23 protein-coding genes are annotated in these 21,789 nt (G+C 36.7%); 4 read left to right on the top strand and 19 right to left on the bottom strand.

Annotated features, from left to right (window positions below):
• Nucleotides 1-1,434 (top strand): chromosomal replication initiator protein DnaA, encoded by a 1,434-nt coding sequence (dnaA, locus tag KFE94_00005; protein ID UTW66530.1) that lies wholly within the window; start codon nucleotides 1-3, stop codon nucleotides 1,432-1,434.
• A gap of 71 nt (nucleotides 1,435-1,505) precedes the next feature.
• Here the strand turns inward: dnaA and KFE94_00010 are convergent, their stop codons facing one another.
• The 6 genes from KFE94_00010 to KFE94_00035 all read right to left on the bottom strand — a co-directional run bounded on the left by KFE94_00010 (nucleotide 1,506) and on the right by KFE94_00035 (nucleotide 6,770).
• Nucleotides 1,506-1,817 (bottom strand): heavy-metal-associated domain-containing protein, encoded by a 312-nt coding sequence (locus KFE94_00010; GenBank protein UTW66531.1) that lies wholly within the window; start codon nucleotides 1,815-1,817, stop codon nucleotides 1,506-1,508.
• Nucleotides 1,818-1,827: 10 nt separating this feature from the next.
• Nucleotides 1,828-2,190, bottom strand: coding sequence for a hypothetical protein (locus KFE94_00015; protein UTW66532.1), 363 nt, complete (start codon nucleotides 2,188-2,190; stop codon nucleotides 1,828-1,830).
• Nucleotides 2,191-2,199: 9 nt separating this feature from the next.
• The gene (locus tag KFE94_00020) at nucleotides 2,200-3,174 is read right to left on the bottom strand and encodes a permease (protein UTW66533.1); all 975 of its coding nucleotides are present in this window, start codon (nucleotides 3,172-3,174) and stop codon (nucleotides 2,200-2,202) included.
• Between the two features lie 9 nt (nucleotides 3,175-3,183).
• Nucleotides 3,184-3,423: a thioredoxin family protein gene (locus KFE94_00025; protein ID UTW66534.1), complete on the bottom strand. Its 240-nt coding sequence runs from the start codon at nucleotides 3,421-3,423 to the stop codon at nucleotides 3,184-3,186.
• A gap of 96 nt (nucleotides 3,424-3,519) precedes the next feature.
• Entirely contained in the window at nucleotides 3,520-4,104 is a 585-nt protein-coding gene (locus KFE94_00030) for a sigma-70 family RNA polymerase sigma factor (protein ID UTW66535.1), read from the bottom strand.
• Nucleotides 4,105-4,121: 17 nt separating this feature from the next.
• A complete protein-coding gene (locus KFE94_00035) occupies nucleotides 4,122-6,770 on the bottom strand; it encodes a carboxypeptidase-like regulatory domain-containing protein (GenBank protein UTW66536.1) in 2,649 nt (882 codons plus the stop codon).
• A gap of 95 nt (nucleotides 6,771-6,865) precedes the next feature.
• On the opposite strand from KFE94_00035, the gene KFE94_00040 reads away from it, so the two are divergent.
• The 3 genes from KFE94_00040 to KFE94_00050 all read left to right on the top strand — a co-directional run bounded on the left by KFE94_00040 (nucleotide 6,866) and on the right by KFE94_00050 (nucleotide 11,846).
• Nucleotides 6,866-9,424, top strand: a complete 2,559-nt coding sequence (locus KFE94_00040; GenBank protein ID UTW66537.1) for a T9SS type A sorting domain-containing protein — start codon at nucleotides 6,866-6,868, stop codon at nucleotides 9,422-9,424.
• An 18-nt stretch (nucleotides 9,425-9,442) separates the two neighbouring features.
• The gene (locus KFE94_00045) at nucleotides 9,443-11,314 is read left to right on the top strand and encodes a RecQ family ATP-dependent DNA helicase (GenBank protein ID UTW66538.1); all 1,872 of its coding nucleotides are present in this window, start codon (nucleotides 9,443-9,445) and stop codon (nucleotides 11,312-11,314) included.
• 166 nt (nucleotides 11,315-11,480) lie between these two features.
• The gene (locus KFE94_00050; GenBank protein ID UTW66539.1) at nucleotides 11,481-11,846 is read left to right on the top strand and encodes a hypothetical protein; all 366 of its coding nucleotides are present in this window, start codon (nucleotides 11,481-11,483) and stop codon (nucleotides 11,844-11,846) included.
• A 1-nt stretch (nucleotide 11,847) separates the two neighbouring features.
• Here KFE94_00050 and moaA read toward each other — a convergent pair whose 3' ends face one another.
• From moaA to KFE94_00115, 13 genes are all read right to left on the bottom strand, one after another.
• Complete coding sequence (moaA, locus tag KFE94_00055; protein UTW68178.1) at nucleotides 11,848-12,840, bottom strand: GTP 3',8-cyclase MoaA; 993 nt, start codon at nucleotides 12,838-12,840, stop codon at nucleotides 11,848-11,850.
• Nucleotides 12,830-13,744: a bifunctional molybdenum cofactor biosynthesis protein MoaC/MoaB gene (moaCB, locus tag KFE94_00060; GenBank protein ID UTW66540.1), complete on the bottom strand. Its 915-nt coding sequence runs from the start codon at nucleotides 13,742-13,744 to the stop codon at nucleotides 12,830-12,832. Before moaCB ends, moaA begins: the two co-directional genes overlap by 11 nt.
• An 11-nt stretch (nucleotides 13,745-13,755) precedes the next feature.
• Nucleotides 13,756-14,160: a GNAT family N-acetyltransferase gene (locus KFE94_00065; GenBank protein ID UTW66541.1), complete on the bottom strand. Its 405-nt coding sequence runs from the start codon at nucleotides 14,158-14,160 to the stop codon at nucleotides 13,756-13,758.
• A gap of 71 nt (nucleotides 14,161-14,231) precedes the next feature.
• Nucleotides 14,232-14,678, bottom strand: a complete 447-nt coding sequence (locus tag KFE94_00070; GenBank protein UTW66542.1) for a molybdenum cofactor biosynthesis protein MoaE — start codon at nucleotides 14,676-14,678, stop codon at nucleotides 14,232-14,234.
• Between the two features lie 17 nt (nucleotides 14,679-14,695).
• Complete coding sequence (locus KFE94_00075) at nucleotides 14,696-14,935, bottom strand: MoaD/ThiS family protein (GenBank protein ID UTW66543.1); 240 nt, start codon at nucleotides 14,933-14,935, stop codon at nucleotides 14,696-14,698.
• A 4-nt stretch (nucleotides 14,936-14,939) separates the two neighbouring features.
• A complete protein-coding gene (locus tag KFE94_00080) occupies nucleotides 14,940-15,515 on the bottom strand; it encodes a molybdenum cofactor guanylyltransferase (protein ID UTW66544.1) in 576 nt (191 codons plus the stop codon).
• Nucleotides 15,515-15,862 carry a LysR family transcriptional regulator gene (locus KFE94_00085; GenBank protein UTW66545.1) on the bottom strand — a complete coding sequence of 116 codons (348 nt, stop codon included), beginning with the start codon at nucleotides 15,860-15,862 and terminating at the stop codon, nucleotides 15,515-15,517. The genes KFE94_00080 and KFE94_00085 overlap by 1 nt, the downstream gene beginning before the upstream one ends.
• A gap of 133 nt (nucleotides 15,863-15,995) precedes the next feature.
• Nucleotides 15,996-16,601 carry a hypothetical protein gene (locus KFE94_00090; GenBank protein ID UTW66546.1) on the bottom strand — a complete coding sequence of 202 codons (606 nt, stop codon included), beginning with the start codon at nucleotides 16,599-16,601 and terminating at the stop codon, nucleotides 15,996-15,998.
• Between the two features lie 211 nt (nucleotides 16,602-16,812).
• Nucleotides 16,813-18,087, bottom strand: a complete 1,275-nt coding sequence (locus KFE94_00095) for an NAD(P)/FAD-dependent oxidoreductase (GenBank protein ID UTW68179.1) — start codon at nucleotides 18,085-18,087, stop codon at nucleotides 16,813-16,815.
• 133 nt (nucleotides 18,088-18,220) lie between these two features.
• A complete protein-coding gene (nrfD, locus tag KFE94_00100) occupies nucleotides 18,221-19,432 on the bottom strand; it encodes a polysulfide reductase NrfD (protein ID UTW66547.1) in 1,212 nt (403 codons plus the stop codon).
• A 25-nt stretch (nucleotides 19,433-19,457) separates the two neighbouring features.
• Nucleotides 19,458-20,441 carry a 4Fe-4S dicluster domain-containing protein gene (locus KFE94_00105; GenBank protein ID UTW66548.1) on the bottom strand — a complete coding sequence of 328 codons (984 nt, stop codon included), beginning with the start codon at nucleotides 20,439-20,441 and terminating at the stop codon, nucleotides 19,458-19,460.
• A 9-nt stretch (nucleotides 20,442-20,450) separates the two neighbouring features.
• Nucleotides 20,451-21,098 carry a cytochrome C gene (locus tag KFE94_00110; GenBank protein ID UTW66549.1) on the bottom strand — a complete coding sequence of 216 codons (648 nt, stop codon included), beginning with the start codon at nucleotides 21,096-21,098 and terminating at the stop codon, nucleotides 20,451-20,453.
• 2 nt (nucleotides 21,099-21,100) lie between these two features.
• Entirely contained in the window at nucleotides 21,101-21,781 is a 681-nt protein-coding gene (locus tag KFE94_00115; GenBank protein UTW66550.1) for a cytochrome C, read from the bottom strand.
• Nucleotides 21,782-21,789 lie beyond the last annotated feature (8 nt).

Here is a 21,789-nt window from a genome sequence, read left to right on the forward strand (position 1 = left end):
ATGGGCAAAATTTATGAAGACGTTTGGAGCAAGTGTTTAGACATTATTCGGGACAACGTAAGTCCTCAAAGTTTTAAAACTTGGTTTGAACCTATTAAAGCGGTTAACTTAAAAGGCGACACATTAACAATTCAAGTTCCTAGTCCCTTTTTCTATGAGTGGCTGGAGGAGCATTATATTACTTTATTAAAGAAGACCATTAAAAAGGAGTTAGGTCCTCGTGGTACTTTAGATTATAGTATTATAATGGAGAACTCTGTGTCTTCCAGTAAGAAGCCAACTCAGGTAACCGTTCCTGCCAGTAACAGGTCAGCTGCACGCAATCCAGCGATCTCAGTTCCTATGGAAATAGGCGCACGTGGAATAAAAAATCCGTTTATTATTCCAGGTTTGAAAAAAGTAGTTGTGGATTCTCAATTAAATCACAATCTTTCTTTTGAGAATTACGTGGAAGGCGAGTGTAACCGTTTAGCACGTTCTGCAGGTTTTGCTGTAGCAAATAAACCGGGAGGAACTTCATTCAATCCATTATTTATATATGGTGGTGTTGGATTAGGTAAAACGCACCTGGCGCAGGCTATTGGTTTGGAGATTAAACACAATCATCCTGAAAAAACTGTACTGTATGTTTCTTCTGAGAAATTTACACAACAGTTTATCGAATCTGTAAGAAACAATACACACAATGATTTCATCCACTTCTATCAAATGATTGATGTGTTAATCATTGATGATGTACAGTTCTTTGCTGGTAAGGAAAAAACACAGGATGTATTCTTCCATATCTTCAACCACTTGCACCAATCAGGTAAACAATTGGTATTAACAGCGGATAAACCACCAATTGAAATGCAAGGTGTAGAGCAACGTTTATTATCTCGTTTTAAATGGGGATTAAATGCGGATTTACAATCTCCGGATTTAGAAACACGTATCGCAATTCTTCAAAAGAAAATGTATACCGAAGGTATTGAATTGCCAAAAGAAGTTGTGGAATACCTGGCTTACTCTATCAACACGAATGTTCGTGAGTTGGAAGGTGCTTTGATTTCTTTGATTGCGCAGTCTTCATTGAACAAAAAGTCAATCACATTAGATTTAGCTAAGCAAATGATTGACAAATTTGTGAAGAATACGGCACGTGAGGTTTCTATTGAGTATATCCAAAAAGTAGTTTGTGATTATTTCAATCTACCAATGGAATTATTGAAATCTAAAACCAGAAAACGTGAAGTTGTTCAGGCAAGACAAATTGCCATGTTCTTCTCTAAACAAATGACTAAAGCTTCTTTAGCAAGTATTGGAGCACATACCGGAGGAAAAGATCACGCAACAGTATTACATGCTTGTAAAACAGTAAACAACCTGATTGATACGGATAAACGTTTTAGAGGTTATATTGATGACTTACAAAAGAAAATTACTTTACAGTAATTTCTCTTCAAGATAAAAGAAAAGCCCGACCAAAATGGTCGGGCTTTTTTAGTTTATAACAATATGGATTACTACTCTACTTCTTCCAATATTTTATACGGAGTTTGATTTATTGCCGCTTTTATTTGTTCTTCTGTGCATTTACTTTCATCATAGAATACTGTAACCTGCTGATGTTTTAACTTGATATATCCTTCTACTTCTTCTAACGAGAAATTGATGATTCCTGAACAACAGGATTGTTTAAACCCTTGTAGACGATAGGTCTTTTGGACTATCTTATTTGAGACTTCTGTTTTTTCTTGAGTTTGGCTCATTCCTATTTCAGGAAATATACACCACATGGCTGTGGCCATAAAAGCTATTGTCTTTAAATTTTTCATTGATTTTAAATTAATTGAATACATATGGAAATATTAAGATGAGAATGGTGAGCACTGCTATACTCCACAAAAAGGCTTTTGACTGAAAAAATGACACAGTTTTTCTTTCAGTTTTATTGAGTTTGGAAAACTCTTCGTATGCATCCAACTCACAACACTCATTTTGTTTTTGAGGGAAATATGCCCGGTACAGGTTATAACTAATGGATAGTAAACTAAATGCTATTAAGTAGTTTTTTATACTCGATAACCATATCAATTGTGAGGCGGTTACACCTAACATTCCTGCCAAAGACATCAATGGCCCAATACAACAGGTACAAGCTGTGAGTGCTACAAAAACTGCACTCACAGATGATATAAATGATTTCATAATTGGGATTTAAAAAATGAGATTAAAGAAAAAACCGGATAAGATCATTCCTATACCGATCGTAGAAAAGAAGGCGATAATCAACTTTTTCTGCATGACCTTTTTAAGTAATAGTGCCTCAGGAAAAGACAAGCCAATGGATGCCATCATAAAAGCAATGGCAGTACCTAAAGGCACTCCCTTATCAACCAAAGATTCTATAATTGGTAACACGCCCACAGCATCAATGTATAAAGGGATTGCCAGTAAAACAGCTAGTGGAACCGCCAATGGATTTGACTTGGATATATAAGTTTCAAAAAACGACTCCGGAACATATCCATGAATAAAAGATCCAATTGCTAAACCAATAAAAATATATGGAACCAACTTTTTTAGTGTGGTTTTGGCTTCAGCATGAATTTCAGGTACATGTTCCACAAAAGATCTTTTGTCTTCAATATTCTCTACTTTATTTTCTCCCAATTGCTTAATCCATTCCGCTACATATTTGGACATTCCTAATTTTTCAAGAACAATTCCTCCTACCACACCTAACACAATTCCTGAAGTGACATATATGACTGTAATTTTCCAACCATATGATACCCAAAAGATCGCAATCGCAATTTCATTTACCAATGGTGAAGTAATCAAATACGATAAGGCAATCCCCAATGGAATTCTTGCCTGCATCATTCCTACAAAAAGAGGAATAGACGAACAAGAACAAAATGGTGTGACTGCCCCCAACAAAGCAGCTAAAACATTACCAAACCCAGATTTTTTGTTTCGCTCCAAATACAAACGAATCCTGTCCATCGGTAAATAGCTCGTTACTATTCCCATAAAATAGGTAACCAAAATGACCAGTACAATAATCTCAGTAAACCCCATTATAAAATAATGAAGTGCATTCCCAAACAAGCTCTGTTCTACAATTCCCAGTAAATCATAAACCAAATAATCAGCCATTTGAGAAAGTAACTCTGTGAACCTTTCCATAGATTTTGATTATATGATAGATAATAATTTTTCTTCTGTCCAGTACTTCTTATAGTCGTATACTTTACCGTTTACCACTATGGAAGGGAATATCATGGTACCATACACCATAGTATCTTCCAACTCAGACAATTCTTCAATTTTAACTTCTAAATTGTTCTTCTTTGCTATTCTCTCAATTTGAGATTTAATCGGAGATCCAACTGCGCAACAAGATGAGTGCAATATTTTTATTTCTGTTGTTTTCATGACTTTAAGATTTTCATTTGTAATGAAGTCTTAAATCAGACACAAAAGACACAGAATTTTAGAGTTATTTTTTCACCAGATACATAAGTGCATGTATCACAATGAATTATTTTTTATTTCTTTTGAGATTTTTTGAAGAGGTTCGCACGAATGTTTAATGGTACATCTGATAAAGTTTCCATTTTTATCGTATTCAATATCGCAACATTCAATAAATAAATTATGAAGTTTTTTTCGACCACGTTGTACACGCATTTTGGTTGCAGAAACGCCTAATCCTAACCGCTCAGCTATTTCTTTCTGTGGCACGCTATCAATATCGCTTAACATTAAAGGAGTTCCATATTCAGCGGGTAATAATTTTATCATTGGAATGATATAATCTGATACCATAATTTTTGAAAAAGCATCATCAACAGCCTCTAATGCATCATCGACTTCTACCACTATTCTACTCTTTTTATAATGATCGTATATGGTATTTCGGCTTACCTGAAAAAGCCATGCTTTGATATTTTCAATCTCAATAGACTTTTCATGAGACTCTACCAATTTTAGCATTACGTCCTGAACGATATCTTCCGCAACATGTTCATCGCCTACTTTCTTCAATACATACGCTTTCAAATAAGTATAGAACTCTTGGACCACATCACCAATATTGCAGCACTCCTCTTTCATACTACAAACTTAAGTAATCAATCAAAAGCAAAATTGGTCGTAATTCCAAATCGTACCGCCCAATTGGTAAACGGATCATCCAATGTATTAGTCACTACCTCTACCCTAAAGATTCTAAATAGATTGTTTAATGTATACCCAAACTCAGCATAATGCAGATCATTGTAATGCGTATAGAGATAGTTGGCAAATAGATTTTCTTTTAATCCGGTCATTCGCACAAAAAAGAGCTGAGTGAGTAATAACTTTCTAAACTCATAATTCAATAATACCGAAGCATATGCATCAGCTGTGCTGTTTCCATAATAAGATAACATTCTATACTGTGTAGCTGGATTTGAATTCACAAATGGTGACTCATTCCCCATAAAATGTACGAAATCAACAAAATCAACATGAGTGGTATCCCCCCTAAAATCTCGAATTCCTCCGTAAGCATTTATACGTAACCTTCTGGCTCCTCTCACTTTCATGTAATGCGTAATTCCTAAACTATAGTCGGAAAATCCACCTAAATCATTTTCGGAACGAATACCGTGCTGATATCTCAACCATAAAGTCGGTGAAGAATGATCTCTTAATCTCTTTTTACCGTTTCTTACATAGATTTTTTGCCAGGGCCTAAATTCCGTTTTAAAGTCCAGATTTAACAATTCCGATTTAGTCACATGGGTATAACCATTATATTCTTCGTTTTGAGGAATATTTGAAGTATATCCTCTATTATGATACTTGATAAAAGTAAAGTCAGTAGTATTTTCTAATTGTTGTCGTTCAGCATATTGAACAGATGCTTCTAGTTTCCATTTGGTTGTGAGGTTTTGCGCCCATCTAAACTTCACATACTGCTTCTGATACAGTTTCATAAAGTTATCTTGCATAAACAAAGAAGTAAATGAATTCAACAACGGACTAATTGGTTCATCACCGTTAATCTGCACATCCATTTTACCACCGCTCAATTCAAAAGAACCTCTCCTCAATCGCTCTCCGTATATGTATCTTAAATGCATTTGTCCCAATAACGTTGTTCTGGAAAAGCCATAATGCGTTTCTCCTGTTACTTGAAGCAAACTGGAATCCTGAAATTTATATCTATACCTTAGATTCGCTCCAACTAAAAAACCATCTACAGTGTTAAAACTTACAGGCACAGAGACATTTAAACTACTGGAATCATTAAATCTAAAAGTATGTCCTCCAAAAAACAGTTCCAAAGGGGAAAAAGTAGCTTTCTTGATCGAATCATTTTTTGCTTCTTCTATATCTGCAATCATGATACTATCTAGCTTTTGATAACCTCTTACTTCATGAGAATCTAATGGAACAGAACGCACTTGCGCCCAATAAGCAGAATCTTTTTTGTTGGCCATCGAATCAATAGTGAAATTATAATCAATGACTACATCTTTCTCTTCTTCAAATTCTTCATCTACCTGTTCTTCATACTCTTTCAGCATTTTCTTGAGCTGCTTCCGGGTCACCTTTGCACTTTTTTTAGTTGATCGTGTTGAATCTGATCCATTTTGCGCATTGGCTTGCGCATCCATTTCCTTATCCAGGCGTTCGATTTCTTTAGCTAAATCCTTGTCTATTTTTTCGTCTATAATCTCAATATCCCAATTCAAATCCGGATTTACTTCTACTACATAATCCCCTACCGTTGCCAAATAATTGTATTCAAAGTCCACTCCGAAATAAGACCCCGTGACGTCAAATTTCAATGTGACCGGAAGCCAAATTTTGGGTTTTATTGGCGCATAAACCCCTCGAATCCACACTTTAATACCTTCCTCATACGTCACGAAATTGATCCTGTAAATATTCCAGTCATTCTCAACCAGATACAGATATCCTTCCACCACGTTGTCTCCACTAGAACGAGGAATCACCTGAATTTTATTAATCGTATAACCACGATCTTCGAATGACTCGATATACTTAAATCGATAATAGCTAAAAGCTTTTTTAGAAAATGGAGATATCATTCCCGCTATCTCAGGTTGATAGAATGAACTGAATATAAAACTATTCTGTGCTGAGTTATTACTGGAGCCACTTGTTCTTGTAGAGATCACCTCTTGCTTGTAGGTGTTCGGTCTTTCGTATCTCACATTAGTTACTGTTTCAGAAATATATGCAGTAGTAGAATCAAATCCTTCTTCCGCTAATTTTTTACGAATAAAAAAAGGTGCATCTATGACTCTACCTGAGCCTTTCATATACACCTGAGCTGTATACCAGTTTAATTCTTGTAAATGTACGGGAGCTTTTGCTATGGCTTTTCGCATCAATGTATACGCAGGATCTTCCTTTCCAGCATATACCGTGGCTGATCTTAATTCCACACTCTTATCCTGCAATATCACATCCAGAGAAACAAATTCACTTCCAACGGTAACACGCTTAGAAATCGTTTGATACCCCAAATATTGAAACACCATATTATATGTTCCTGGAGCTAAAATAATTTCAAAGTATCCACTTTGATTGGTTGTTGTTCCTGACTGAATTTCGTTAATATAAATGGTTGCATAAGGTAATACTTCTCCTCTCGAATTTGATAAAGTTCCGTTGATACCTCCCGCAAACAAAGAGATAGAGCAGCAACATAAGATTGCAGTAAGCAGGATTTTGGTTTGTTTCAGGTAATGTACTTTTTCCAATGAATATTGATTGTGAATTGAATACGCAATGTACTTAAAAATGAATTATGTAAAAGCCATCTAGAATGCTATATTTACCGTTCAAAACAAAATCTATGCTACGATATATTTTACTATTTATTACCGGACTTTCAATTTTATCTGTGAATGCACAGGAAAAAGAAAAATCGGGTGATTTAACTATGGTTAAGGGGCAATACCTCGGGATTGCAAAACCTGATCAGATTTCGGTTCCTGAAAGCCATGTTCCTACTCCACAAGAATATTATGAAATTGAAAACTTTAAAGATAGAAATCGGGTAAGCCCGGTTGAACGTAATATGTATCCTAAGATTGATCCATTATGGAATCCGAATCAGGGAATTTCTACGCAAAGAGTTCCTACTTCATCATTGTTACAATCTTTTAATGGGATAGGTTATACCAATGTCAATCCACCTGATCCTTGTGTAGCAGCAGGAAATCAATATGTGATTCAAATGGTAAATGGTTCCGGTGGCGCAATCTATAATGTGTATGATAAATCAGGAAACTCTGTAACAGGAAACTTAAGCTTTGACAATATGTTCACTGGTTTTTCAGGTTTAGGTGATCCTATCGTAATGTATGATCAACTGGCAGAAAGATGGTTTTTAAGTGAATTCTCAGCTTCTGGTAATCGACTATTGGTTGCAATTTCGGTAACGAATGATCCCATGGGAAATTTCCATACGTATGTTTTCCAGGCAACCAACTTTCCTGATTATCCAAAGTATTCAGTATGGCCTGATGGATATTACTGTACTTCTAACGAAAATACCAGTGCCATTTATGCTTTCCAAAGAGACTCTATGTTGGTAGGAGCACCAGCAAATATGATTCGTCAATCGGTTGCGGATTTATCGGGTTTTGGATTCCAGACATTAACTCCAGTAACTTTTGATGGAGCATCTATGCCTGCTTCAGTAAGTCCTGCTACATTTTGGAGACATGTAGACGATGAAGCACATTATCCCGGAAATGCAGACCCATTCTCAGATTATCTGGAATATTGGGAGTTTACTCCAGATTTTGACAATATAAATAACTCTGTATTTGCAGGTACTAAAACCATTTCGGTCACCGATTTTGATTCTGATTTAAATGGTTATTTCTCTTTCTCTGCCATTACACAAAAAGGTTCTTCTGTTCAATTAGATCCTTTAAGAGAAGTTTTAATGAATCGAATGAATTACAGAAACTTTGGACTTTACGAAGCTATGGTGGCATGTCATGTTACTGATGTTGATGGTAATGACAGAGCGGGAATCAGATGGTATGAATTTAGAAAAACACCAACAACCGATTGGTCCTTGTATCAAGAAGGGACCTACTCTCCTACTTCTGAAAGTCGTTGGATGGCATCCATAGAAATCAACTCCAACGGATCTATTTGTTTAGCTTATTCTGTAGCTGGTACCAACACCTTTCCTTCATTGAGGTATACAGGTCGAAATGTTTCTGATTCCTCAGGCGTCATGACCTTACCGGAACAAACTATTGTGGATGGAACGGCTGCAAATCTGAGCAATCGTTATGGAGATTATGCCGCTATGACGATCGATCCTGCGGATGATTCTACATTTTGGTTTACCGGAGAATACAATGCTGCTTCCAGCTGGAGCACAAGAATTGCGCATATTCAACTATCGGATACTTGTTCCGGACTTACAGGAACTACTGTTCTTACCGGGGCCTTTACTTGCCCGGATGATGCTACTGGACAGGTTATGGTGCAAGCCATTGGTGGAAACACCCCAAATTACAGCTACAAATTAGATCAGGGAGTGTATCAAAACTCAAACATGTTTTCTCAACTAACACCAGGAAACCATTCGGTTTTTATTAAGAATGGCTCCTGCATCGCTGAGGTTCCGTTTAATTTGGTTGGTCCGGATACATTTGCTTTTCAAGAAACCATAATTCCGGTAACCTGTAATGGGAATACGGATGGGATTATTACTCTTACCGCTTCAGGTGGATCTGGGAACTTATTATTGAGTTCTGATAGTATCAATTGGGGTACCAGTAATATTTTCTCATCACTGGATACAGGATATTACACATTCTATGTAAGAGATGATAGCAATTGTATAGGTACTTCTCAACCCATTTATGTATCTGCTCCGGGTGATATCTCCATTGTTGATTCTATTGTTCCAACAACCACAAATGTGTCAAATGATGGCTCAATTGTCTTAAACGTTTCAGGAGGAAATCCGCCTTATGAATACAGTCTGGACAATATCACCTATCAAACGAGTAATATTTATACCGGACTAATTTCCGGTATTTATACGGTTTACGTGAAAGATACAAAGGGTTGTAAAGGGACTTCTCAAGTCAATCTAAAAGTGACATCAGTGAATACCATTACAATCAAAAAGGATATCTCCATTTATCCTAATCCTTCATCCGGAATCGTAAATGTGGTATTTACCAATATCACTACGGGACATCCTGTTCAATTTAGAATTACAGACGTATCCGGAAAAACGATTGCCGAAAAAACTATTCGTGCAACCAGATCCAGAACAAATGTTCCTTTTGATTTAAGCCAACATGCTAAAGGCGTTTATATTTTAAATATTTCTGATCAGAATAGCACACAAACCTTTAAAATTGTATTGGAATAATACATTGAAGGTTTACGCATGATAGATAAAGCACGGGAAGTACTTCAGAAATACTGGAATTACCCGGATTTTAGACCAGATCAAAATAGAGTCATCACGAGTATTTTAAGTGCTCGTGATACTATTGCTTTGCTTCCAACCGGAGGCGGTAAATCCATATGTTATCAAGTTCCTGGGATGACTCTAGATGGCGTCACCATTGTTATCTCTCCTTTGATTGCTTTGATGAATGATCAGGTAAGCCATCTCAAAAAAAACGGAATTTCGGCTATTGCAATCACTTCCGGAATGAGTTATCGAGAAGTAGATATTGCACTGGAAAATGCGGTATATCACAAATACAAGTTTGTTTATGTTTCTCCTGAACGTGTAAATACGGAATTATTCCAACAGCGATTAAAAGTCATGAAAGTCGCTTTATTTGCTATTGATGAAGCGCATTGTATTTCGCAATGGGGCTTTGACTTTCGTCCGAATTATCTCAAATTGTCAAAGCTTCGGGAATTACAACCCAAAGTTCCCATTTTAGCTTTAACTGCGAGTGCTCCACCACAAGTCGTAAAAGATATTGGCACATTTCTACAGCTTTCTGATCATCAGCTTATTCAAGGTAACTTTTCTCGACCAAATCTTTCGTATTACTTTATTAAAACGGATAATAAAACAGATAGAATTCAAAAGATTCTTCGAAAAACTGAAGGTGCAGGAATTGTATATTCACATACCAGAAAAGACACCAAAAAGCTCTCTGATTGGTTACAATCTCAGTCCATTCCTTCTACATTTTATCATGGTGGTCTTTCATATCAAGATCGCGAAAACGCACGTCTATTGTGGATGAAAAACGAAAAACCTTATATATGTGCCACAAATGCCTTTGGAATGGGGATCGACAAACCCGATGTACGTGTTGTCGCACATTATCATCTCCCCCTCTCTATAGAAGCCTATTATCAGGAAGCTGGTAGAGCAGGACGCGATGGTGAAAAAGCCTGGTCAATTGTACTATTCAACAATGCTGATCTAACCGAAATCCGCAACAGATTGGAGCGTTCTTTCCCGGAACTCAAAACAATTAAACATATTTACAAAGTCCTTACGAACTTTTATCTTTTACCTCCCGGAACCGGTGGTGGATCTTCTTTGCCTTTTCAAATTACGGAAATTTGTCAACGCTATAATTTAAAACCTGGTGTGGTTTACAATTCGATAAAATTCCTGGAGAAAGAAGGTTATATTTCTTTAAGCGATGCTGCGCGTACACCTTCCAGAATCATGATTACAGCTTCTCAAAAGACATTGTATAACTATAGATTAAAAGATCGAATTGTCGGAGAAACCATAGAAGTTCTACTCCGCTCATACACTGGTCTATTTGATGATTTTCAAGTAATCAACGAAACCTTATTAGGTCAACGTACCCAACAAAATCGGAGAACTATTGTGCAACATTTCAGACAACTGAAAAAACTGAATTTGATTGATTATCGTGAACAAACGGAAGTTCCCTGGCTGACTTTTACTGAGAATGCGGTTATGGAACAAAATCTACGGATTAGTCCTGAAAACTACCATCTACTCAAAAAAATGGCACATCAACGTTTAGATACTTTTATAGAACTCTTAACCTCAAAAAATGAATGCCGAAACAAAATTATCCTGAGATACTTTGGTATTGATGAGCCAGATGATTGTGGAATTTGTGATGTCTGTATCAAACGTCAAAAAAAACCTATTCCTCAATCTAAAGAAGCAAAAATTGAGCGTATTCTAAATCTAAAATCTAAGGGACAGAAAGATCTTGAAATTATTGATACTTTTCCAGTATCGGATAAAAAAGAGATTATACAACTCATACAATTCCTTAAAGATGAAGGGCGTATAATTTAACTTTAGTCGCATATAATACGTCTACTAATTTGAACGTTTAAACGTCAACTAAAATTATTACAACCTTATGAAACGCTTTGCTTTAATAATTACCGGACTTTTATCCACCCTTTTAATTACCTCTAGTTGCTGCAGAAAAGTAGATTGCTTTGTTCAAAATACTCCAATGCTAGAGATTCATTTTACGAACTTTGAACCTACAGATAAATCATTTGTAAACATTGTAGATTCTAACTCAACAGTTTTGGAACAATATTATCCTGTTACCGGTGATGGAACATTAAATGTTAACCTGGACAAAATCATCAACAATTATTACGGTGAAAACAACCCCGTATTTATAAACATAAAAACAACTAATCGTGAGGATGTTATATCTCAGGTACAAATCTCACAAATTCAGAGTACCATAAACTGTAAGAGTTGTATGTTTTCCACGCATACCCAAGAGGTTACTTTATACGAAAATTGGAAATTTCGCTTAAATGGTGATTTAAAAACGGATACGAAAGAGGTCTTTATAAAAAAATAAACTATCCCCCTATTCGAATCATACTACGGTTCTCCTGATTTTGAACAGGATCGGCAAAATCTTCGAATTGGGTCATACCGCCTCTGGCCTGCTTTTTATTCCAAACGCCATTCAAAATGACTTCCTTTAAGGGTTGACCACTTCGATAGGCCCCAAGAATATCTGTTTCAGAATTTGAAAACAAGCAGTTTTTCATTTTTCCATCTGCGGTTAAACGAATTCGATTACATGTATCACAAAATGGATTGGACACTGTACTAATAACTGCAAACTTTCCAATAGAATCTTTTATTCGATAATTTTTAGAGGTATCATTTGGTGCGTCTGATACACGTTCTACGTTCTCTTCTCCAAAATAATTTTCTGCTTTATGAAGAACATCCTTTAGCGTGATTCCATCTTTATTCCAGTCCCATTTATTCCCGCTAAATGGCATAAACTCAATGAATCTAACGGTTATCGGTAAATTTCTACCCCATTCTATGAAATCAACTATTTCATCATCATTGGTTCCCTTCAGCAATACTACATTGATCTTGACATCAAAACCTCTTCGTATGGTTTCATGGATATTATCCATGATGATCTCAAATTTATTCCGTCTGGAAAGTTGATTCATTTTTTCAGCCTGAAGCGAATCCAAACTGATATTTAACGCAGTACACCCTGTACGTTTTAAAAGGTCCCAATGTTGATTCAATAAAATAGCGTTAGTGGTCATCCCTAAATCTACATTTAAGCTCTGCAATCCTTCCAGAATAAAGTCTAATCCTTTACGCATCAAAGGTTCCCCTCCAGTCAAACGAATCTTACGCACACCTAAATTCACGAATTCACGAGCAATGTCAATGATCTCCTCATTACGCATAATATGCGACTTTGGAAGTAGAGGTATTCCTTCTTCCGGCATACAATATGTACAACGTAAATTACAGCGTTCTATCAGAGAGATCCGCAAATAACTATGAACCCTATCGTATTGATCAATTATCATGTCTGGCACCCTTCATGATTCTAAACAGGTGTAATACAAATGGAAATACCGCATCTACTGATTCCTGAGCTCCTCTGGTAGAACCTGGTAAAGCCATTACCAAAGTCTGTTCTTTTACACCTACCAAACTTCTGGAAAGCATAGCAAATGGCATTCGCTCCTGACCATAACTTCTGATCGCCTCAGCAATTCCCGGAATTTCCATATCCAATAATGGTTGAATAGATTCTGGGGTTACATCTCTTTTTGATAATCCGGTTCCACCGGTATAAATTACCAAATCCAGATTCTGATCCACATATGTATTTAGTCTATCCTGAATGTCTTCTTTTTCATCCGGAATGATCACATAATCTTTAACCTCTACCTGAGAATCTTCCAATTTGGCTATGATCGCTTTTCCTGCTTTATCCTCTTTTTGCCCTGCAGAAATGGTGTCTGAACATACAATCACCGCTGCTGTTAAATCCGTTCTAAAACGGTCTTTAAAATCAGATTTACCACCTTTTTTCTTCAGTAATCTGATGTCTCGAATCTCCACCCCTTTATCAATTGGCTTTAACATATCATACATGGTTAGCGCCACCACACTTGCCCCATGCATCGCCTCTACTTCCACTCCCGTTTTATAGATGGTTTTTACGGTCATCCTGATACGAATTTGCAATCCGTCAATTTCATAATCAATACCAGTATACTCAATAGGTAGCGGATGACAATCAGGCAAAATTAGAGGCGTATTTTTCACCCCTAATAATCCAGCTGCTTTTGCCATTTCAAATACATTCCCCTTAGGCACGGTATTATTCTGAACAGCTGTAATAGTATCTTCTGAACTCACGGTAACTGTGGCCTGTGCTGTTGCTTCTCTTAAAGTATTTATCTTGTGTGTTATATCAACCATTTTCGTCTTTTCTATGCTTCGCATTTCATCACCACAGGATCTCCGTAGCCATGCCATAACTCGCATTGATTGTACTTGGATTCTAATTCTTTGGGAATTTCATTAGATACTTCAAATCCCAGTTTTTTAAAATATTCGGGGATTACTGTAACTAAATATAATTGAGGATATAATTCGCGTAATTTCTCAACAAGCAACATACTCAATCCTTGTCCACGATAAGTTTTAACGACTCCCAATGTAGCCAATTCGTATAACGTCCCTTTCGGAAATATTCTGGCAAAAGCCGCTACATAATTTGAATCTTTGACAATAATAAACTGTTCTCGACTGGCATCGGTCACATCTAATTTCATTGAATTTGCCAATTGAATGACTTGCTCAAATTCCGCCTCAGAAGGCTTTCCTATTTCCATGGTGTTGTTATTTTAAATTCTACATCGGCCCCATCCTTATATCATTCCCTATTTCTAATTTTTATTTCCTACTAATTATTTACTTTCCATTGATGACTCTCGTCTTCAAAGATTTCTTTTCCAAAAATTGGCGCTTTTTGCTTAATCTCTTCTACCAAAAATGCTAAAGCCTCTCGTGACGGCAATCGGTGTGCTGAAGATACAAAAACAAACAAGCAAATTTCTCCAGTTTTTACTTCTCCCAGACTATGGTAGATGTGCATACAACTCAAATCAAACTTTTCAAAAGCTGCTTCTCTAATATCATGCATGATTTGATTGGCCATCTCCTCATGTGCGGTATATTCAATGGCTTTTACTGTTTTATCTTCAATCTGATCTGCACGCACCTGCCCCAGAAAGATTTCATGTGCACCAATTTGTGTTTTTGATTGATGAGCCGCTATCGACTTCGCAATCATATCAGGTGTTATAGCACCTTCTCTAAATACATTTTTAATTTTTTTCGTCTTCTCCATTCTTATATTCTTAAAAATCAGCCTCCGGCAAATGGCGGAAAAAAAGCGATTTCATCCCCATTTTGTAGTTCTATATTCTGCTGAGTCATTTTTTGATTTACCGCTAAAGCAAAATTCATCTCCTTCAACTTCTTGTTAAAAGATTCTAGTTTGTCTTTGAGTTCATACAAATAGGTCTTTTTACCTACTTCCAGCTCTTCAGCTGTTTTTTGCATGATTTCCGCTATTGCTCCGAAGTATAAAATCTTAATTTTCATATTTCTAACTTCTTAAAACTTCTTTATAATCTTTAGGTGTATTGATATTTCTAAGTTGTTTGGTTTGTTCCGCATTTGCTACAACCGTTTTATACTTCATTTGATACACCAATTCTGTAATCTTTAACCTGTTCTCATTCAAAGCCAACCTCCAGGTTTGCTTAGTACTCTTATGATACAACGCTATTAATGGATGGATTTTCCCTTCAGTTTCAAAAACCACTGCTTCATAACCTTCCTTCGTATTCCAAAGCATCTTTAAAACCTCTTCAGTCACCAATGGTGCATCTACTGAAATCACATAAAACCAATCTGTTTGAATGTGATCTAAAACAGAAGTGATTCCGCCCAGAGGACCTAAGTCCACATATTCATCTATGACTAATTGAGACGCATACTTTTTATAATTCACCCTATTGTGTTTTGCAACAGATATCCATATTTGGGATGAAACGCTTTTTAAAGTATGCATTAACTGATCAATGAATGAACGTCCATGCATATTCAAAAGCCCCTTATCTTCACCCATTCGAGAGCTTTTTCCTCCCGCCAAAATCACTATGGAAACATCTTGAATCATTAATCGTTAAAATCCATTTCGGCAAATGCCTGATCCATAAAAGCATTACATTTTTCTTTTAATACCAAATAAGAAGCAATTGCTTTCTTTCCTTCTTTGGTTACTACGGTTCCTCCTCCTTTTTTCCCTCCGGTTTGTCGTTCAACCAATGGAGACTTAGCCTGAGAATTCATTATATCAATCATCTTCCATGCTTTTCTATAAGAGATATTCAACTCCTTTGAAGCCGCACTAATAGAACCATTTTTATCAATCGCTTGAAGCAGTCTTACCCTACCCTCACCCAGATAAGTTCCTTCTTTGGAAGAAATCCAAAATCGTGATTTAATATGATACGTATTCTCCATATTCGTTATGCACACAAATATATAACGATAAATAGGATTAAAAACATGACTTTCATCGTATTCCTGAAAAATTGGTCACAAAAAAAGCCGCTGGAATTATCCAGCGGCCTTCTTTATCAATTTTATTAGGTTCTTATAATTTAATCGCTAATCCTCCATGGATTAAAGCTCCTCCACCTAATCCGAACTCTAAACCTAATCCGATGTTATCCGTGAAGAAGTATCTTCCACCAAGTGCCAATCTAAATGCAATTGGAATTGGGTTTGATAAAGATGAATCATCTACATAGCTTGGGTCATTTGTGGTTACATTCATTTTCCAACTACTATATCCTGCACCTACTGCAGTATATGCATCAAACACATCACTTTGTGCGAAGTGGAAATTAAATTTACCCATTGCTCTGAATCTTGGTACGCTTACTTCATAGTTGTAAGAAGTACTTAGCGTATCTGTCCATTTTGCGGTTGTATTGGTATAATTAATATCCAATCCAAAACCAATTTTATCGGTCAACATATACTCTCCTCGAATTCCAATTGGGCCTGTACCTGTAACTGATACACTTGGTTCGTTGTTGTAAGCAGATTTTAATACTGTGGTATATAGATTAGGGAATCCATAATACACATCGAAAATAGCGGTTCCTTGTTCTACCACCTGGGCATTTAAGTTTGTTTGAGCTGTTCCAAATAGGATTACGGTCAATGCCATTGTTTTTAATACTAGTTTTTTCATATGTCTTAGTTTAATTAGTAATTATTTCGATACGAATTAAAATATCCTATACCTAATAACCATGAAAAAAAAAGACTAATTTTGTTAAAAATTAACAAACACAAAAACCTAAAAAACAATTAGTTAAACCCAAAAAACCAAAACGGCACACTATTTGTTTTTCGCCCCGAACTTTCTCATTAAAATTGAAAAAATGGACGCGTAAAATGTCCTATTTGAGATTTTTTCCTTTAAATTTTCGAATAATCAAACGGGTTCCTTTGTCGTAAAAAATGTAACTCCAAACCCAATTGATAAACACTACCAAGCGGCTTCTGAAATCGACCAGTAACATCAAATGGACAAACATCCACGTAAGCCAACCAAACAACCCTCCGAACTTAATAAACGAAAGATCCACCACAGCTTTATTTCGACCGATGGTAGCCATAGTCCCCTTATCATTGTACACAAAAGGTATCATCTCCTTCCCTCTCGCTTTCAGATTAAAGTTTTTAGCTAAATGTGCTCCCTGTTGCTCAGCAACTGAAGCCAACATAGCATTACCTTTAGGGTATAGATCTGTTTCTATCTGTGCGATATCTCCGATGGCATAAACATCTTCAACGCCCTTCACATCATTACACTCACCAACTACAATACGCTGTCCCCTGGTTTTCTCAATTTTCAACCCCTCAGGAGAGCTTCCCATAATCCCGGCAGCCCAAATTAAGGTTCGCGCTTCAAAGTTCTGTTTATTGGAAATAACTGTCCGTCCATCGTAATCTTTTACCATCGTATTCAACCAAATGTGAATACCACGTTGTTTCAGATACTTTTCAGATTTTGCTGAAGATTCGGCACTCATATTTGCCAGTACCCGATCATTGGCCTCCAAAATATGAATCTGCATTCTCCGAATGTCCAAATCCGGATAATCATTAGGTAAAACCTGCTCTTTAAGTTCCGCCAATGCGCCTGCCAGCTCTATCCCGGTAGCTCCAGCACCAACGATTACAAAATTCATCAGACTTTCGCGCTCAACCAAATCAGTCGTATTCAAAGCTTCCTCAAAATTCTGAATGATCAAACTCCTGAGGTTTAATGCTTCCACCAGACTTTTCATGGGCATGGAATATTTCTCAATATTCTTCATACCAAAATAATTGGAAGTTGCTCCTGTCGCAATGATCAACTGATCATACTTGATCTTCCCAATTGAAGTTTCGATAAATTTACCTTCTGCATCTACACGATGAGTTTCTGCCATCCTAAAAAAGAAATTCTTCTTTCCTTTGAAGATTTTTCGAATCGGATATACAATAGAATCCGGTTCCAAACCACTACTGGCTACTTGATATAATAAAGGTTGAAATGTGTGATAATTATTCTTGTCCAATAATACCACTTGATATTTGGAAGTATCAATTTTTTTACAAAATCGAAGACCTGCAAAACCACTACCAACTACAACGATTCGTGGTAGATCAATGTCAGGGATATTCATATCTGAAACGTTATTAAAACGATTCAAATTTAGGCTTTTTTGACTACTATTTGATTTCTGAAATTACTTTTTTAGATAGTTCTAAATTCATTTTATTGATAGTGGAATAAGTTTAAGCAATCTTAAACAAATACTACTTTTTCAACTTAATATGTCCTAATTCAATCCCAATTCCAACTCTGGCTAAAATGGTAAATACGAATGCGCCCATTGCCCAGATGGCTATGGTAATTGCAATTTCAATAATACTTGGAGTGTACTCTACGATTTTGCCCCATTGTCCAGGAATAAATCCAGGTACTATCAACCCAAATCCTTTTTCTACCCAAATTCCGGCAAAAAGCATTAAACATGCGATGTTTAAGAATCTACCACGCCATTGTTTTACGGTTAGAATTGCAGTAGCTACCACATTCAATAAAATTCCGGTCCAAATCCATGGAACTAATGCATTGTGTCCTTCTAGTCCAAAGAATAGATACTGTGCACTGATACTATGATGAGTAGGGAAATAGAATTCTTTAAACAACTCTGAAATCAACATGATTAAGTTAATCTGAGCTGCTACTGTTACTACCATTGAGATTTTATCAATGGTTTTTTGAGTAATCTCATAAGCTGTCCATCTTCTAATCAATTCTAAAATGATGATGATCAAAGCTGGTCCAGCTGCAAAAGCAGATGCTAAGAATCGAGGCCCTAATAATGCGTTGTTCCAGAATGGACGTGCCATAAGTCCTTGATATAAGAATGCTGTTACCATGTGGATTCCTACCGCCCAAAATACTGATAGAATTACTCCGGGAACATATATGGATTTCTTTGGCGTTTTTCCTTGATATCTACAATATAGGATATATGCAGGAATCGTAAGGTTAATGGTTAAATATCCCAATAATACGATCACATCCCAACTCAACATAGAATTGGGCCAATTCAATGAGCCAATCCCAGGAATCATATGCCACAGATTAGCAGGCCCACCCATATCCACGGTTACAAAAGCCATACACATGATCAAAGCAGCTACAGCCAATCCTTCTCCAATCAATACCGCATTGGCGAAATCAATATCTTTTAAAATATAGGTTGGTAAAACCAGCATCACAGCCGCTGCCGCAACTCCAACCAAGAATGTAAAATTGGAGATATAAAGTCCCCACCCTACATTATCGCTCATTCCTGTTACGATCAAGCCCTGATCGATTTGAACATAATATGCCCAGGTTCCAATAAGCATTACTGCACTGAGCACACTCATCCATATATGATAAGTAGCACTACCTGAAGTAATGAATTTAAAACTATCTTTTATTAACGATGAGGATACCTTTAAAAATTGCATTTTGAATGTTTTACGCGTTATTGAATTAGTCCATGTAATACCAAAACTTAGGTTCCGTACCTAAATCTTCTTTTAAACGAAAAACCTTTTTATTTTCCAGGATATATCTGATTTCACTTTCAGGGTCTAGAATATTACCAAAGGTTCTGGCTCCGGTCGGGCATGCTTCTACACAAGCCGGATTTTTACCATTTCTGGAACGTTGCACACAGAACGTGCATTTCTCCATCACTCCTTTTTTACGTAACCTATTTCCTAAATAGTGCTGTTCTTTGTTCACTTCTTCTTCCGGAACATTAGGTTGTTTCCAGTTAAATCTACGCCCATCATATGGACAAGCTGCCAAACAATATCTACAGCCCACACACCAGTCATAATCAATCACCACGATTCCATCTTCTTCCTGCCAGGTTGCTTCTACCGGACATACCTTAACACATGGTGGGTTTTCACAATGGAAACACTGAGTTCCAATATAGAAATGGCCTTCTGCTGGAACTTCATGCGAAAAGGTATCATCCGCCATTTCAAAATTGATCCCATTTTTTTTATCCATTTCATGGATTCGGATATACTGCATTTGCGTATCCCGATCCTGATTATTCTCTTCTACACAAGCACTAATACAATCACCATATCCCTGACATTTACTCACATTAAAGGCATAGCCAAACAAAGTCCCGGGAATCGCTTTTTTATCACTCAAATTGATTTTATTTCCTGTACGTTGACTATACATTTTGGTTAATCGTTCAATAGTCGCATGACGCTCTTCATCGGTCATCAGCTTGTAATTTCCTTTGAAGTACTCTTGCCACTTGTTATCCGAACAACTGGTTCCAGTTAATGCCGTAGTTGCCAATGCACCTCCAACCAGCGCTTTTAAACTCGATCTTCGGTCTACTTTTTTCTCAAATACCTGACCTATACCATCACTTCCTTCAGAAGCAGGATGTTCAATCCCGTTGTTAAACAATTTCTGAAGCTTCTTTAAATTATCTATTATCATAATACAAGTCTATTTTTTAGCACGTTGCTCCATCATTCTGGTGTTGATTCTACTTGGTTGTTTGTGCGGAAACCCAGGTTCATGTGGGTTATGACAATTTACACAAGTATTCTTCACCACCGGTTTTGCCCATCCGCCAATGCGTTTTCCATGCGCTCCGCCTACCCAATCTTCATATTCCATTTGATGGCATTGTGCACATAATTTATAACTCTCATTAAACGAAATTTTCTGATTGGTAATAGAATGCAATTCATCCATGTTTTCATTGCCATGACAACTGGTACAGTTCATCACCTCATCAGATGCGTGCTTTAATTGAATATTCCAGTGAGATTTTTCTCCAATTTTAGGTTGTATCGCTTTCAAATCAGCCAATGGCTCATTGTGACACTCTGAGCATTTATACGAAGTAATTTCACCAGTACGTTCAGGAATTGCAAAATGTCTTCCATCTAAGTTTACACTTACCGTGTCTAAAGAAGCCAAATGTCTTATAGAACTTACATTTGCTGAATCGTTAAATGCAGTATGCTCAATTTTTTCAAATACTCCATGATGTCCACCATGATGATTATTCATAATAATGGAACTCAGCATAGAACCTGCGACCAATACTACTACGACTATTACGATTGAATATATCCAGGTTTTCATAATTATTTAAGTTCTTTATAAAAGTCTTTAATTTCTTTTGACTGCTCGTTTAATGCGTGACACTGACGACAGTTTACACGATCAGGGTGTGATACTCTGATCTCTTCTGAAGCTGCTGGTCCTGCATGACAAGACAAACAATCTCTACGCATATCCAATTCATGTGGAATAGTTGGAGGACTTCCTTCTAAAGCATGGTTATGGATGCTCACAGGTCTTCTTTTATCCTGATCCCAATTGGTCTCTTTAAATAGTCCATCAGCCAAAACTGCAGCATGACATTGGCGACAATTTACTTTCTCGGGATGCGGAACTACTGGTGCAAATGCATCGTAGGTATTCACATATCCTCCATTTTCATGGCATTTCAGACAGTCTTTCCCGCCCATGGTCATTTCGTTAGAAACAGGATGTGGAATATGAGGAGGTGCTCCATAATATGCTCTATGTGCATAGTAATCATCCAGTTTTTTCTCAGGAACCCATTCTTCAAATGTGTTTTGATAGTATCCGGCTGCATTCCAGGTCTCACTACTCCACTTCTCGGTAGGCACCGGAATAGACTTAAACTCTGTTGACGTTACTTTTGCAAATGAACCGGCACTATCAATAGATTTAGATACAATCATCAATCCACCAGACAATAAAAGCACAAACAACAATAATATTACGACCCTTTTCATAGTTTACA

The organism is bacterium SCSIO 12643, from assembly GCA_024398135.1.
Lineage (GTDB): Bacteria > Bacteroidota > Bacteroidia > Flavobacteriales_G > Salibacteraceae > CAJXZP01.